This window comes from Streptomyces sp. 4N124 (assembly GCF_052245395.1).
GTDB lineage: Bacteria > Actinomycetota > Actinomycetes > Streptomycetales > Streptomycetaceae > Streptomyces.
On the sequence record NZ_JBQQBS010000033.1, the window covers coordinates 51,642 to 66,471 of the forward strand.

Annotated in this window: 13 protein-coding genes; 10 read left to right on the forward strand and 3 right to left on the reverse strand. The window is 71.3% G+C overall.

All coding sequences use genetic code 11. The features are described from left to right. Nucleotides 1-101 precede the first annotated feature (101 nt). The gene (locus ACTWQO_RS29155) at nucleotides 102-1,028 is read right to left on the reverse strand and encodes a GNAT family N-acetyltransferase (RefSeq protein ID WP_443240338.1); all 927 of its coding nucleotides are present in this window, start codon (nucleotides 1,026-1,028) and stop codon (nucleotides 102-104) included. Between the two features lie 500 nt (nucleotides 1,029-1,528). Here ACTWQO_RS29155 and ACTWQO_RS29160 point away from each other — a divergent pair, with 500 nt between their 5' ends. From ACTWQO_RS29160 to ACTWQO_RS29180, 5 genes are all read left to right on the forward strand, one after another. Further along, nucleotides 1,529-3,382, forward strand: a complete 1,854-nt coding sequence (locus ACTWQO_RS29160) for a glycoside hydrolase family 15 protein (protein ID WP_443240339.1) — start codon at nucleotides 1,529-1,531, stop codon at nucleotides 3,380-3,382. Between the two features lie 77 nt (nucleotides 3,383-3,459). Then, a complete protein-coding gene (locus tag ACTWQO_RS29165; RefSeq protein ID WP_443240340.1) occupies nucleotides 3,460-6,120 on the forward strand; it encodes a LuxR C-terminal-related transcriptional regulator in 2,661 nt (886 codons plus the stop codon). 73 nt (nucleotides 6,121-6,193) lie between these two features. Next, entirely contained in the window at nucleotides 6,194-7,810 is a 1,617-nt protein-coding gene (locus ACTWQO_RS29170; protein ID WP_443240341.1) for an MFS transporter, read from the forward strand. A gap of 15 nt (nucleotides 7,811-7,825) precedes the next feature. After that, a complete protein-coding gene (locus ACTWQO_RS29175) occupies nucleotides 7,826-8,338 on the forward strand; it encodes a hypothetical protein (protein ID WP_443240342.1) in 513 nt (170 codons plus the stop codon). Nucleotides 8,339-8,464: 126 nt separating this feature from the next. Beyond that, nucleotides 8,465-8,662, forward strand: coding sequence for a hypothetical protein (locus ACTWQO_RS29180; protein WP_155056339.1), 198 nt, complete (start codon nucleotides 8,465-8,467; stop codon nucleotides 8,660-8,662). Nucleotides 8,663-8,665: 3 nt separating this feature from the next. Here ACTWQO_RS29180 and ACTWQO_RS29185 read toward each other — a convergent pair whose 3' ends face one another. Next, on the reverse strand, nucleotides 8,666-10,075 hold the full coding sequence (locus ACTWQO_RS29185) for a DUF2252 domain-containing protein (RefSeq protein WP_443240343.1): 1,410 nt from the start codon (nucleotides 10,073-10,075) through the stop codon (nucleotides 8,666-8,668). 220 nt (nucleotides 10,076-10,295) lie between these two features. Between ACTWQO_RS29185 and ACTWQO_RS29190 the strand changes: the two genes are divergently transcribed. The 4 genes from ACTWQO_RS29190 to ACTWQO_RS29205 all read left to right on the forward strand — a co-directional run bounded on the left by ACTWQO_RS29190 (nucleotide 10,296) and on the right by ACTWQO_RS29205 (nucleotide 13,370). After that, nucleotides 10,296-10,958: an HdeD family acid-resistance protein gene (locus ACTWQO_RS29190; protein WP_443240344.1), complete on the forward strand. Its 663-nt coding sequence runs from the start codon at nucleotides 10,296-10,298 to the stop codon at nucleotides 10,956-10,958. Between the two features lie 32 nt (nucleotides 10,959-10,990). Continuing rightward, on the forward strand, nucleotides 10,991-12,334 hold the full coding sequence (locus ACTWQO_RS29195) for a hypothetical protein (protein ID WP_443240345.1): 1,344 nt from the start codon (nucleotides 10,991-10,993) through the stop codon (nucleotides 12,332-12,334). Nucleotides 12,335-12,436: 102 nt separating this feature from the next. Next, nucleotides 12,437-12,889 carry an SHOCT domain-containing protein gene (locus ACTWQO_RS29200; protein WP_443240346.1) on the forward strand — a complete coding sequence of 151 codons (453 nt, stop codon included), beginning with the start codon at nucleotides 12,437-12,439 and terminating at the stop codon, nucleotides 12,887-12,889. 34 nt (nucleotides 12,890-12,923) lie between these two features. Beyond that, nucleotides 12,924-13,370, forward strand: coding sequence for a DUF7144 family membrane protein (locus tag ACTWQO_RS29205; RefSeq protein WP_443240347.1), 447 nt, complete (start codon nucleotides 12,924-12,926; stop codon nucleotides 13,368-13,370). A 359-nt stretch (nucleotides 13,371-13,729) separates the two neighbouring features. On the opposite strand, the gene ACTWQO_RS29210 is transcribed toward ACTWQO_RS29205, so the two are convergent. Then, a complete protein-coding gene (locus tag ACTWQO_RS29210; protein WP_443240348.1) occupies nucleotides 13,730-14,080 on the reverse strand; it encodes a DoxX family protein in 351 nt (116 codons plus the stop codon). A gap of 379 nt (nucleotides 14,081-14,459) precedes the next feature. Here ACTWQO_RS29210 and ACTWQO_RS29215 point away from each other — a divergent pair, with 379 nt between their 5' ends. Further along, nucleotides 14,460-14,819 carry an ArsR/SmtB family transcription factor gene (locus ACTWQO_RS29215; RefSeq protein WP_443240349.1) on the forward strand — a complete coding sequence of 120 codons (360 nt, stop codon included), beginning with the start codon at nucleotides 14,460-14,462 and terminating at the stop codon, nucleotides 14,817-14,819. Nucleotides 14,820-14,830: the final 11 nt, after the last annotated feature.

Here is a 14,830-nt window from a genome sequence, read left to right on the forward strand (position 1 = left end):
ACTGACCGCACCTGCGGGCACCTGAACGGCGGCCGGACCTGCGAAGCGGGTCCGGCCGCCGTCGTTCCCGCACCGGGAGGGGGCCTCGCGGCCCCGGCCGGTCACGTCAGGACCGTCTCCCACGTGTCGACGGCGTAGTGGACGGTCATGCCGTGGCGGGCGTACAGCCCGGGAGCCCCGGTCGCGTTGTCGGTGTCCACGCCGAGGCCCACGGTGTCCCGTCCCCGTGCGGCGAACGCGGCGAAGGCGTGCCGCAGCAACAGGCCGCCCAGGCCCCGGGCGCGGGCTTCGCCCAGGACGCCGATGCTCCGGATCCACCCCATGGCCGCGCGGTCGTCACGGGCGATCAGGAACCCGACGTCGCCCAGATCCTCGGTGCTCACGATCCACACCAGGGACCAGTCGAGGCTCTCGGCGTCGATGTCGTGCAGCCACTGCCGGTAGGTGCGCGGCTGGAAGTCGAAGTGCTCGGCGAACGTGTCCTGGTACAGGGAGTGCGCCCGCACCCGGTCCGCCTCGTCGGTGCACGCCCGCAGACGCACCCCCGGCGGCAATTGCGGCGCACCGTCCCGGGCGGGATCCAGGGGGCGGTGCAGCACGTGATAGCGCCGTACGACGGACCAGCCCCGTGCCCGGATCAGCGCCGTGTCCAGCGTGGGCCCGGTGTTGAGGTGCAGATGCGCGACGGCCCTCGCCGCGCCGTTCTCGCGGGCCTTGCGCAGGGCTCTGGCCTCCATCGCCTCCAGAATGCGCAGCCCGGCCTTCTGGTGATCGGGGAGCACGTAGTGGTCGACGTCGATGCGCTCACCACCTGACTCGTCCCACAACAGGCCGTAGGCCACCGGCCGGTCCCCGTCGAGGGCCAGCCAGGAGTCCTGCTCCAGGTCGGTTTCCGGGTGCTTCAGGTCGGCCTGCACGGTGTGCAGGTCGGTCTCGGGCCGACCGATCTCGATCCGGTCGATCTCATTGAGCAGGTCGGTGATGACGGCCGCGTCGGTCAGTGCGGCGGGGCGCAGGGCGTAGGCCATGGAGTCAGGGTCCGGGGGACGGGGAACCGACCGCAACGTATTAATGGCGCCCGGCCGGCGGGAGTTCCTGGGCCGGCAGCAGACAGGGATCTCGGCAGCGCCTCGGCCGATCGGCCGAGGTACCGGAGTGGTGCGCGGGACGAGAGTGGCACAGCGGCCGTAACGACACCGGCTGTGACCTGCCTCTTCACGCCACTCCGCCGCCCCGAGGGACAGCGCCATGCCCGTGCAGCTCCCCGTGCTCGCTCCGCCGCAGCCGCCACCGACGGTCCGTCGGCCGGGCCGGACCCCTCGGCCGGCGACGACCGGCTCCGACCCCGACATGGCAAGGCCGCCGCCACGAACCGGATTGACGCCGCGCCGACCGATATCGCCGCTTGATCTCACCCATGACGGGGGAGGCCGTCGCCGTCCGGCACGGCGAAGTTGTGGGATACGGAGGCGCGACACGTGCCGGGACGCCGACGTCCGGGCGCCTCGGCCGGAAGGGAGCACTGGTCATGCGACGCTATCCGCCGATCGCGGACCACGGGCTGATCGGAGACCTGCAGACCGCCGCGCTGGTCGCTTCCGACGGCACGGTCGACTGGCTGTGCGCGCCCAGGTTCGACTCGCCCAGCGTGTTCGCCTCCCTCCTCGACCACGACCGCGGCGGGCACTTCGCCGTCTCCGCAGACAGCGAACGGCCCCCCGTTCAGCTGTACTTGCAGGACACCGCGCTGCTGGTGACCCGGTTCCTCACGGAGCAGGGCGTCGGTGAGGTGATCGACTTCATGCCCATGGAGCACCCCGAGCAGCCGGCACGCCGGCATCGGCTGGTCAGGGTCCTGCGGGTGACCCGTGGCCGGGTCCGCTTCTCCTTGGAGTGCCGCCCACGCTTCGATTACGGCCGTGCCGCGCACCGCCTCGACCTGGGTGAGGACGTGATCCGCTTCGACTCGGCCGCGGCCCGGGCCGTACTGCAGACCGCGGGCCCGGTGACCTGGAGCCGGGAGGGCGATGACGTCCACGGTGAAGTGTCCCTGGGACAGGAGGAGTTGGCAGCGGTCGTACTGACCGTCGGGGACGTTGACGACGCGCTCCCGCCGCCACTGACGCCGCTGGACGTCAGCGCGCTGTTCACGGGCACCCGGGACTTCTGGCACTCCTGGATCCGCCACAGCACCTACCGCGGACGCTGGCAGGACATGGTGAACCGATCGGCCATCACCCTCAAACTGCTCACCTACGCGCCCACCGGTGCACCCGTCGCGGCCCCGACCATGGGGCTGCCGGAGCAGATCGGCGGCGGGCGCAACTGGGACTACCGGTACACCTGGGTGCGTGACGGGTCCATGTCGGTCGGCGCACTGCTCGGACTCGGCTACCTCGAAGAGGCGCACGCGTTCCGCACGTGGCTCGGCGACCGCCTCAGGGCGGGCCACACCATCAACGGCGAGCCCCTCCAGATCATGTACCGCGTCGACGGCGACCCGGACCTGCCGGAGGAGGTCCTCGACCACTTCGAGGGCTACCAGGGGTCGGCGCCCGTCCGCGTCGGCAACGGCGCCGCGGGCCAGCTTCAGCTCGACATCTACGGAGAGGCGTCGATCGCGCTGGCGCAAGCCGTCGAAGCGATCGGCGAGGTGCCGGCGTACGACGGCTGGCAAGCCCTGTCCGGCGTGATCGACTGGCTGGTCAAGGCGTGGGACCGCCCCGACGAGGGGATCTGGGAGACGAGGGGCGGGCAGAAGGACTTCACCTACAGCCGCCTCATGTGCTGGGCCGCCTTCGACCGGGGCATCCGTATGGCCCGGGACTTCGCCCGCCCCGCCGACATCGCCGCATGGAGCGCGGCCCGCGACGGCATCCTGCGGCAGGTGATGGAACGCGGATGGAGCACACGGCGCCGGGCCTTCGTCCAGCAGTACGAGGACACCACCCTGGATGCCTCCTTGCTGCTCATGCCGTCCGTCGGATTCATCTCGCCCAGGGACCCGCGCTGGCTGTCCACCCTGGAGGCGATGGAGCGGGAACTCGTGTCCGACAGCCTGGTCTACCGCTACGACCCGGAGGCGTCACCGGACGGCCTGCGGGACAGCGAGGGCACCTTCTCCCTCTGCAGCTTCCTGTACGTCGACGCCCTCGCGCAGTCCGGACAGCTCGGGCCGGCCAGGTACGCCTTCGACAAGATGCTGACCTACGCCAATCACGCGGGCCTGTTCGCCGAGGAGATCGGCCCGACGGGGGAGCAGCTCGGAAACTTCCCGCAGGCCTTCACCCACCTGGCACTGATCACGGCCGCCCTTTCGCTCGACCACCAGATGGACGCCGTCCACCGAGTCGGCGCGGGGCCTGTGGCGCAAGGGGCCTGAGGGACAGCGCGCACATGCGGAGAAACACTGGGATCCTGAGGAGAAGAGCGCTGCCCATGACCTGACGGACCGTGGGGGTGACCGACGTGTCCGGCACCGAGGACAAGGGGGCGGGACCGACCAGTCCCTGCGCCGATCCCCTGGGAGATCCCTTCCTGCCCGCGAGTTTCGCCGTGCCCGCGCGGCCTGCCACCTTTCTACGGCGGGACAGGCTGGTCCGGCACCTCGACCAGGCTCTCCTGACGCCGTTGACGGTGGTCAACGGAGCCGCCGGCGCGGGCAAGACGCTGTTGGTCGCCGACTGGGCCGCGGGGCTGGACCGGCCCGTCGCCTGGCTCACCACGGACGCGGTGGACCAGGGTCCCGGGATGTTCTGGGCGTATCTGATGCAGGCCCTGCGTGCCTCCGGCACACCGGTGCCCGCGTCGGTCGGCAGGCCCTCGGACGCGAACCGCGTGGACCACACGTTGCTCGCCCGACTCGCCGCCGATCTGAGCACCCGCGACCTTCCCGTGATCGTCGTGCTCGACGAGTACGACCGTGTGTCCGCACCGGAAATCGCCGATCAACTGGAATTCGTCCTGCACCAAGCGGGTGCGGGCCTGCGTCTGATCCTTGTCACCCGCACCGAACCGCTGCTCCCCCTGCACCGCTACCGGGCCGTCGGCGCCATGACGGAGATCAGGGGAGCGGAGCTGGCCTTCACTCCCGACGAAGCGGCGACGCTGATGGCCCGGCACGGGTTGCGCCTCGGCGTCACCGCGGCACGCGCGCTCGTCGAGCGCACCCGGGGATGGGCCGCCGGCCTGCGCCTGTGCGTCCTGGCCGCGCTCGACAGCCCGAACCCCGAGCTCTACCTGAAGGAGTTCGAAGCGGACCACAGCACGGTGGCCGACTTCCTGCTGGCGGAGGTGCTCAAGCGGCAGAGCGCACAGACGCAGGATCTGCTGTTGCGGGTCAGCGTCCTGGAGCGCTTCTGCCCCGATCTGGCGAACGCGCTGACGGGGCGCGCCGATGCCGAGCCGCTGCTGGCCGGGCTGCACCGCGAGAACGCGTTCGTCGAGCACCTCGGGCACTCCTGGTACCGCCTCCACCCGCTGTTCGGGGAGATCCTCCGCGCACACCTGCGGGTGCGTGCTCCCGGACTGGAGCCCGAACTCCACCGGCGGGCGGCACGGTGGCTGCGACACTCCGGGTTCCTCTCGGAGATGCTCGCGCACGGTACGGCCGCCGGCGACTGGGAGTTCACCGCCGGTGCCCTGGTCGAGGATCTCGCGATCGGCCAGCTCTTCACGGGCCTGCGCTCCACCGACCTGGCCGAGCTGATCTCCCGGATGGGCCCCGAGGCCGAGAGCCCCGCCACGAGCCTGGTCCGCGCGGCCCGTGAGCTGTCCCGGAGCGACCTCGACCGTGGCCTGCCCCATCTGCACCACGCTGAGGAGAGCCTGGCCGCGGACTCGCCCGGAGCTGCGGCGGCCCAGCTGAGCTGCGCCCTGCTGGAAGTCCTGGCGGCCCGGCTGACCGGATCGCCGGGACGTGCGGAGCAGGCCGCGGAGTCGGCCCGGCACCTGTGCAAGGAGGTTCCCGCGCACCTTCTGGACAAGCATCCCGAGCTCAACGCGCTCATGCAGACCCATCTGGGCTCGGCACGGCTGTGGGCCGGGCACTTCGAGGACGCACGAGCCGCCCTGTCCACGGTGGCCGGCGCCACCGGTGGAGCGGCCACGGCCCTCCCGCGCGAGGAGTCCCTGGGGCACCTGGCGTTGATCGACTACCTGAACGGCTGGCCCGGCAGGGCAGAGCGCAAGGCCCTGGCGGCGATGCGCGAGACGGAGCGTCTCAGCCGGGACCCGCCGTCCGGCTCCGGCATCGATCGGATGGTCCTTGCCGCGGTGGCCGTGGACCGCAACGAGCTCGCGCAGGCCCAGTCCCTCCTCGACGCCGCGGCCGACTCGCCCCCGGCGCTGCGGGACCCGGTGACCGAGGCGGGCCGGGCGATCGCCACAGCGCGGCTGCTGCTGGCCCGTGGCCACACACAGGCCGCCCTGGAAGCAGCGGAACCGGCAGTCCCGGCGGATGTCGTCTCACCCTGGGCGGAGGGGCAGACGGCTCTCGTGGCCTCAGCCGTGCACCTGGCCGAAGGCCGGCCGGAAGTCGCCGCCAGGATCTTGCGGGCGGTGCCCGACAGCCAGCCGGCGTGCGCCGTCGAGGCCGCGCGGGCCGAGTTCGCCGCGGGCCGACCGGACGTGGCGATGGATCTGCTCGACGGCGCGCACCCCGAGGGCCGCGTCGGCCCCGCGGTGACCGTCCGGGCCGCGCTGTTGAGGGCGCAGGCCGCCGATGTGGCAGGGGACTCCGCCACCGCGCGCAGACTCGTCGGCCAGGCCCTCATCGAGGCCCGGCGCGAGCAGTTGCGGCGTCCCTTCCTCGAAGCCGGACCCTGGCTGCGGCCCCTGCTGAGCACGGAACCCCTGCGCGGGCTGGGTGCCGGCTGGCTCACCCCGGGCCCGTCACCCGCCCAGGCGCAGCCGTGGGCGCCGGTCGTGGAGGAGCTGAGCGGACGCGAGCGCGATGTACTGCGACGGCTGGCCCAGATGATGTCGACCGAGGACATCGCCGCTGATCTGTACGTCTCGGTGAACACGGTGAAAACGCACCTCAAGAGCGTCTACCGCAAACTCGCGGTGAACCGGCGCAACGACGCGGTCCGCCGGGCCCGCGAGTTGCGGCTGCTGTGACCGCACCTCGGTGAGGAGCGGCTCGCCCGTGACGGGTGAGGCGCCCGGCGGTCGGTTCGGATGACATGGAAGCGTGAACCACTGGCGGCCTCTGATCGTCCTGGGCACTGCCCAGTTCCTGATGGTCCTGGACACCTCCGTCATGAACGTCTCGATCAGCCAACTGGTCGAGGACTTCGACACCGAGGTCACCGCCATCCAGGCCGTCATCACGCTGTACGCACTGGTCATGGCGGCGTTCATGATCACCGGCGGCAGGCTCGGAGACATCCTCGGACGGCGTCGCCTGTTCCTCCTGGGCCTCGTCGTCTACGGCACCGGATCGGCCCTGACCGCCGTCGCGCCCACCCTGTGGGTGCTCACGCTGGGCTGGTCGGTCATCGAAGGACTGGGCGCCGCGATGGTGCTGCCCGCCATGGCGGCCCTCGTCGCCGAGTCCTACCGCGGCCGGGACCGGGCCGTCGCCTTCGGCGTCATCGGCGGACTGGCCGGCGCGGGAATCGCGGTCGGCCCGCTGCTCGGCGGCTGGGTGACGACGTATCTCACCTGGCGGCTGGTCTTCGCCGGCGAGGTCGTGGTCGTCGCGGCCATGCTGTGCTTCCACCGGGTGATCACGGAAGCACCCCGCACCGGTCCGCGTACCAGGCTCGACGGGGTCGGCGCCGCACTGTCGGCGGCCGGTCTGGCACTGGGCGTGCTCGGGGTGCTGCAGAGCGGCTCCTGGGGATGGGTGCAGCCCCGCAACCCGCCCTTCACCGTGCTGGGATTCGCGCCGACGCTGTTCGTCATCGGCGCCGGAGCGGCCGTACTCGCCGTCTTCGCCCACTGGGAGCGGCGACGCGAGGCTCGGGGCACCGAACCCCTCGTGCATCTGGCTCTGCTGCGCAAGCCCGCCCTGCGGGCCGGCCTGATGTCGTTGCTGAGCCAGAACCTCATCCTGCTGGGACTGTTCTTCGCCATCCCGCTGTATCTGCAGGTGGTTCAGGGATTCAACGCCTTCGAGACGGGTCTGCGGCTGCTGCCGGTGTCCGCCACCATGCTCGCGACCTCCCTGATCGGCGCCCGGCTGGGGCGGCTGGCGGGACCGCGCCGGGTGGTCCGGCTGGCCCTGGTGACCCTCGCCGCGGCCATCGTGTGGCTGCTGGCCACCATCGATCCGGTCATCGACGACGCGCAGTTCGCCGGGGCGATGGCCCTGCTCGGCGTGGGCATGGGTCTGCTCGCCTCGCAGCTGGGCAACGTCGTTCAGTCCAGCGTCGGCGAGGAGGAACGCAGCGAGGCCGGTGGACTGCAGTTCACGGCCCAGCAGTTGGGCTCCGCGCTGGGGACCGCGCTCATCGGGTCGCTGCTCGTCGGCGCTCTGACCCAGGCCTTCACCACGCAGGTGGAGGCCGACCAGCGGCTGTCGGAGGAGGCGCGACAACAGACGGGCGTCGCCCTCCAAGCCGGTATCACCTTCGTCCCCACCGAGCAGGTGCGCTCGGCGGCCGAAGCCGCCGGGCTGCCGCCGTCCGAGGTCGATGCCCTCGCGGACTCCTATGCCTCGGCGCAACTGGACGGCCTGAAGGCGGCGATCCTCGCCGCCGGGGGCATCACCCTCGCGAGTTTCCTCGTCACGCCGCATCTCCCGACCCGGCCCAGGCGGCCGGAGAAGGCGACACCGGCCGACGCGACGGGCCCGCCCCGCTGACCCGAGGAGGCCGCGATGGCCAGGACCGGGCATGTCGCGCAGGGGAGTGCCGAGCGCCGGGCCCGCGCCGACTACACCGGCGGCGTCTACGGCTCGATGCTCGCCGCCTCCGTGGTCGTCGGGGCCGGCACCCTGGAGCGCTTTCCCCGCGTGGAACTGGTGCTGCTGCTGTTGCTCACCGGGGTGGCCTTCTGGATCGCGCACGTGCACGCCCAGCTCTTCGGCGCGCGTCTGGCGCGGCAGCGGCTGGACCGCCGTACCGTGCTGGACGTGTGCCGTGAGGAGTGGCCGATCGTCAAGGCGGCCGTCCCGCCCGCCACCGCCGTGGCCGTCAGCCCTCTGCTCGGCCTCGATGTTCCGGGCGCGCTCTGGCTGGCGCTCTCCGTGGCCGTGGCCGGGCAGGTGGGCTGGTCGGTGGCCGCTGCCCGACGGGCCGGTGCCTCCCGGCGGCTGATGGTCACCACCGCCTCGGTGAACCTGCTGCTCGGTCTGCTGATCATCTCGTTCAAGATCTACCTGACCCACTGATCGAACTCGGCCGCGACGAAGCCGACACTTCACCTGCACCGGGTGAGGGCGGGCGGCGCGGCGGCGCGGAGGATCGCAGGTGAAGACGGACTCCGCCCACTCCAGTCCTCCGCGGGAGGGCAGCTCATGCGCTACGAGATCCGTGTCGAAGGACATGTGTCGGAGACGCTGGCCAAGGCCTTTCCGGAGCTGGACCATGTGGTGATGTCCGGTCAGACCGTCCTGTTCGGCCCCGTCGTCGACGAGGCGCAGCTGTACGGTCTGCTGGCCCGCTGCCAGTCGCTGGGGCTGCGGGTCGTGGAGATGCGCCAGCTGCCGGAGTGACCTTCACAGGCTCTCCGTACGCACCCGCCCGGAACGGGCCGCAGCGGCCAGCGCGTCGAAGTCGCGCTCGTTCTGGTCGGCATAGGCCTGGGCGAAGCCGGTGAGTGCGCGGTCGAAGCGGTCGCTCCCGCCCAGGTAGGCGGCGATGGCGACGGGGTCGCCGGAGCGGGCGTGGGCACGCGCCAGGCTGGCCCCGCACAACTGCCCGAACAGGCGCAGCAGATAGGGGTCCATGGTCTCCGGCCGCGCGATGCCCTTCCAGTCCCGCAGCTGCCGCACGTAGAAGTCCCGGCCGCGTCCGTCGAGGCCCAGGACGTGTGTCCAGCCCAGGAAGATGTCGCTGGTCGTCTGGATCAGCCGCTGCCCGGTCACCACGCGGCGGCCCTGGTTGTCGTACGAGGCACCACCCGTGTGGGCCGCGAGCACCGACTCCTGCGCCTCCTTGGCCTGCAACAGCAAGGGATCGTCGTCGTCCCGGCCGAGCAGGAGCAGGACCCAGCACCGCGTGCCGACACTGCCGACACCCACCACTTTCCGGGCCATGTCGACCAGGCGGTAGTGGCGCAGCAGGTGTCGGCGCTCGGACGACAGGGTGTGCGCGTAGTCCTCCAGGAGGCCCTGGAGTTCCTTCTCCTGTGCGTCGTCCGACGGATCGGTCAACAGGTCCTGGAGCGGGGTGATCAGCGGCGGGTCCGGTGTGATCCGGCGGCCCTCATCGGTGATCCGGGTGAGTTTGTCGACGGCTTGGAGGTAGGTGCGGGTACGGGCTCGTGCGGTCGCCTCGGCGGTGCGGCGCCGGGCCTGCTTGCTCATCGACTGCGCCATCAGCTCCCCCAGCCGGTCGGCGTCGTCCTGCGCGTACCAGATGTCCAGGGTGCGCATGCCGGCGAACTCCCGGATGCGCTGACGGTAGGCGCGCACGCAGGTCAGGACCGCTTCGTCCTGCTCCCCGACCGAGAATCCGTTGGCCCGGCCGGCGATCGCGAAGCTGGCCGCCAGCCGTTTGACGTCCCACTCGAAGGGCCCGGGCAGGGTCTCGTCGAAGTCGTTGATGTCGAACACGAGATGCCGCTCCGGCGAGGCCAGCAGCCGGAAGTTCAGCAGGTGCGCGTCGCCGCAGAGCTGGACCGTCAGCCCGCTGTTCGGGAGAGGACCGAGGTCCGCCGCCATGATCGCTGCCGCGCCCCGATAGAAGCGGAACGGGGATTCGAGCATCCGGCCGTACCGGATCGGGACCAACTCGGGCACGCGCGGGGCCGATTGGCGCTCGATCACCTCGATCGGGTCGCGGCGCTCCGGTCCCGTCTCGAACCACGCCTGACGCGAACGGGGGGCGCGCTTGCGCGCGTTCCTGCCGTACGCCGCTCTGTCGGCGGGGGACAGCAACGCCGTGAAGTCCATCGGTGTGGTCATGGCTCTACCTCCGGGAGGAGCGGCCCGCCCGCCGGCCGTCCGGGCATCGTCGCGCGCATGTCCGTGCCCACCCACCTCATCGCCCCCGTGGTGTGCCCGGATCACCCGCCGCGGGTGACCCGGCGGCCGACGCGGGGCGGCACGCTGGCCCGGTGAGGTCTCCGTACGCCGCCCCGCCGGCGGTCCGGGAGTGATCCGCCCGATCACGCGAGGAGGAGCCATGACCGTGCCGCGTGGTCCGGCACCGCACACCGGACCGGAGCACATGCCGGGCGGGGCGGCCCCCGGACCGGCGGGTGACCCCGCGGAAGCGCTCGCCGTGCTCGGACGCTCCTGGACCTGGCCCCTCGGCTCGGCGATCGCCACGCTCGTGCCGGGCATCCTGATCCTGGTCTGGCCGGACGAGACCCTGCACGTCCTGGCGGTCCTGATCGGCCTGTATCTGCTCGTGATGGCGGCCTTCCGGTTCGTCGAGGCATTCGCCCGCGAAGAGCCGGGCGAAAGAGTGACCCGGCTGCTCCTCGCCCTGCTGTATGTCCTGGCGGGGGTGCTCTGCCTGAGGAACCCGCTGCAGACCATCGCCGCGCTCTCGCTGATCGTCGGGGGCGTCTGGCTGGTGTCCGGCATTCTCACCCTCCACACGGCCATCGCCGCCAGAGACCTGCCCCACCGGGGCTTCGTCGTCGGCGTCGCGGTGATCGGCATTGTCGCGGGGATCGTGGTGCTGGCCCTGCCGTCCGAGTCGGCGCGTGCGCTGACCCGGCTGCTCGGTCTCTGGCTCGTCCTGCTCGGCCTGGCCGAGGCGGCGGTCGCCTTCGCCTGGCGGGCCGCCCTGCGCAGGGCGGGCGTCCCAGGGGCCGCCGGCTCCGTCGGAACTCCGTAGCCCTCGGGGGGAGACAGGACCCGGGAGGATCCATGGCCTCGGACAAGACCCCCGACGCGTCCCACTCCGGCGGAACCGGCCACACCTTGACCCCGGAGGAGCGCGCCGAGTACGAGCGGCTGCGCCGGGCCGCGACGGTACGGCACCGGCGAGCGCGCAAGGCGGGCGCCACGGTCCTGTTCCTGCTGACCCTCCTGCTCGCGCCGCTGGCCGTCGTCGCGGCCTGGGTCGACGACGAGGTCTCCGACACCGGCCGGTACGTGAAGACCGTCGCCCCGCTGGCATCCGACCCGGCCGTCCAGAAGGTCGTGACCGACCGGCTGACCAAGCGCGTGGTCGCTCAGGTGGACGTCGAGGCGGTGGCCGCTGCGCTGTCGAAGACGCTGGCCGACGCCGGGGCGCCACCCCGGGTGGTGGAGGCGTCGCAGTACCTCGCCGGTCCACTGCGCGCCGCGGTGACGACCGTCGTGCACAACAACGTCGAGCGCGTGATCACCAGCGACGTATTCCGGCAGGCCTGGGAGGCCTCCAACCGACAGGCGCACGCCGCCGTGGTGAACGTACTCACCGGAGAGCGCGAGGGCGCGCTGCGGGCCACGGGCGACACCGTCCAGCTGGACATCGGCACCGTCGTCGACCAAGTACGGCAGCTCCTTGTCGACCAGGGCTTCGACAAAGCCGCCGCCATCCCGAATGTCGACCGCACCGTCACGCTGTTCCACACCGAGGAGCTGAGCCAGGCACAGGACGCGATGCGCCTGCTGGACATCATGGGCACCTGGCTGCCCGTGCTGACCGTCGCCCTGGCCGCCCTCGCCGTGTGGACCGCTCCCGCTCACCGCGTGATGCTGATGATCACAGCCGTCGGCATCGGCGTGATGATGGTGGTGCTGCTCGTCGCGCTGGCCGTCGTACGGCGGGTCTACCTGGACTCGGTCCCCTCGGCGACGCTGCCTCCCGACGCGGCCGCGGCGATCTTCGACACCTTCCTCCGCTTCCTGCGCGACAGCGCCCGCACGCTCCTCGTCGTCGCCGTGATCACGGCGCTGGCCGCCTACATGTACGGTCCGGGGCTGGTCGCCCGCGGTGTGCGGAGCCTGGCCCGGCGGGGTGCGACAGCGGCCGGCCGGGCGCTGAGTGGCACCCCCGTGGTGCGCACCGGTTCGACGGGGCGCTGGCTGGACGCGCACCGGTCGTGGACCGGTGGCGCCGTCATCGGGGCGGGCGCCCTGGCGCTCCTGCTCTGGAATCACCCCACGGTCGGTGTGGTGGTGCTCGTTCTCGTCCTGGTCCTGGTGGTGCTGGCCGTCATCGAGGTGCTCGCCGCGACCGGCGTGGCCGACGGCGAACCGGGGCGAGCGGAAGCAGGACCATGACGACCCACGCTCACCCGCCTTGGGTGAGGCCACCGGGTCCTTGCCGTGGGCACGCTGAAAACCGAACGGCTTCCGGGCGAGCGCCCTGGACGGAGGAGAGACATGAGCGCGCAGACGTACCTCGCGTACGACTATCCGCTGTTGAGCGCCTTCTGGACCATCTTCGTGGTCTTCCTGTGGATCCTGTGGTTCGTCCTGCTCTTCCGGGTCATCGTCGACATCTTCCGTGACGACGACCTGAGCGGCGGGGTCAAAGCCGGCTGGCTGGTGTTCTGCATCGTCCTGCCCTTCCTCGGTGTCTTCGTCTACGTGGTCGCCCGCGGCAAGAACATGGGTCACCGCGAGGTGGCGCAGGCCCGTGCGCAGCAGGAGGCCTTCGACAAGTACGTCCGGGAGACCGCAGGCGCCGGCGAGCACCGGCCCACCAGCGCGGACGAACTCGCCAAGCTGTCCGAGATCCGAGCCCGCGGTGACATCACGGACGAGGAGTTCAGCAGGGCGAAGGAACTGGTCCTGAGCGACTACGGACCCCCGTCACCCACCTCCGGCCGCTGAGCGCCGCCGGACCACACCGAATCGAGGCAGCAGGATGACCGTCACACACCCCGCACACCCGCGCACAGCCGGCCAGGCATGGGCCGGCGGCCTGACCGTCTTCGCGGCCATCATGCTCATGATTGGCGGCGTCCTCGACATCCTGCGAGGCATCGCGGCGATCGCCGAGGACGACGTCTTCGTCACGACCCAGGACTACGTCTTCAAGTTCGACCTCACCAGCTGGGGCTGGATCCACCTGGCCCTGGGCGTGGTCGCCGTGCTCGTCGGCTTCGGGCTGTTCCAGGCCGCGATGTGGGCGCGCGTCGCGGGCGTGGCCATCGCCGGGCTGGTCATCATCGCCAACTTCCTTTCCCTGCCGTACTACCCCGTCTGGTCGGTCGTGATGATCGCGATCTCCGGCTTCATCATCTGGGCCCTGTGCGTGTCTCGTGACGACCAGTCCGCCGCATCGGCCGAGGGGTCGCGCCGGCAGGTCTGACGACCTGGTCAGGAACGCCCAACACCCCGAATTCCGGCGAAGATTCGCCCTCGAAGTGACCGACACCGACGCCGCCACTCCCTGGGTCGTCAGGACGCCGCCGTGTTCCGCAACTGGTGTCGGACACCAAGAACACCGTGACCCTGAGCCCTCGATGAACCAACCGGAGCTGCGCTACCCCGAGAGCATCGCGGTGGTTCTCACTCGTGTCGAGTGAGGCCCGCATCGGGAGGAGTCCCGGAGGGAAGCCTCAAGGGGCGCGGGGCTGTGTCGATGTGCGGCTCCGCCGCGTGGGCGCGACCAGCCACGACGGCGCGGCACACGATCGACGGCATATCGCGGCACCTGCAGCGGAGCGCTCAGCGTGCGACACCCAGTACGAGCGCGGCGACGGCCAGCGCCAGGAAGCCGCCCGGAAACACGATCGTGGCAAACACGCGGGCCCGGACATGCGCGGCCACGGCGCCCACGAAGAACAACACGAGCCCCGTGGCGGCGGCGATCCCGATGCCCGGTACCCCGAGCAGACCGAGGAACAGACCGACGGCTCCCGCAGCCTTGAGTGCACCGAGCCACGGAAGCCACGACTCAGGGACCCCCACCGCGGCCGAGTTCGCCAGAACGAATCCGGCCCTCGCGAAGTCGGCGCCCGCGATCACGGCGTTCGCCAGGATCGTGACGACGGTGATGAACACGTAGGCGGTGACCATGTGCCTCGCCCTCCCTTCGATGCTTCCCTTTGACCGGGCGCGGTCTTCCCTTTGACCGGGCTCGCTGAGCAGCCTCGTCGCGCCGCACGGCGACGTCCCATACCTGCGTCTATAACCTGACGGCACCGGCATGACCCTCACCGCGTCGGGCCGTGCCCTGGCCGAGTCGTTACACCGTCGAGCAGATGGAGAAGGCGAAGGAAGAGGTGGCGACCCTGCCGAAGCCGACGCTGCCGGGAGCGGACCAGACGTTCCCGCACCAGGAGCGGGGGCGCCGACCGCACGTCTGAGACGGACCGGGGCCGTGCGCACTGCTCACGGCCCCGAGGCTCTACTTAAGCCTTGCCTTATATAAGTCGACGGTGGCATAGTCGGTCCCGTGCACGCCTTCGACGTCCTTGGGGATCCGGTCAGGCGCCGGATCTTGGAGCTACTCGCGTCCGGTGAGCAGGCGTCGGGCGAGATCAGTGCCGTGATCCGGGACGAGTTCGGGATCTCCCAGCCGGCCGTCTCTCAGCACCTGAGGGTGCTGCGGGAGAGCGGCTTCGCGTCCGTGCGCGCGGAAGGCACCCGGCGGCTGTACGCCGTCGACGCCGCGCCGCTGCGCGAGGTGGACGCCTGGCTGGAGCGGTTCCGGGGGTTCTGGGAGCAGCGGCTCGACGCCCTCGGGACGGAGCTCGCGCGGGGCAAGCGCGAGCGCAGGCTGAGAGAGGAAAAGGGAGTGAGCGGGGACGAGTGACATCGTCGACG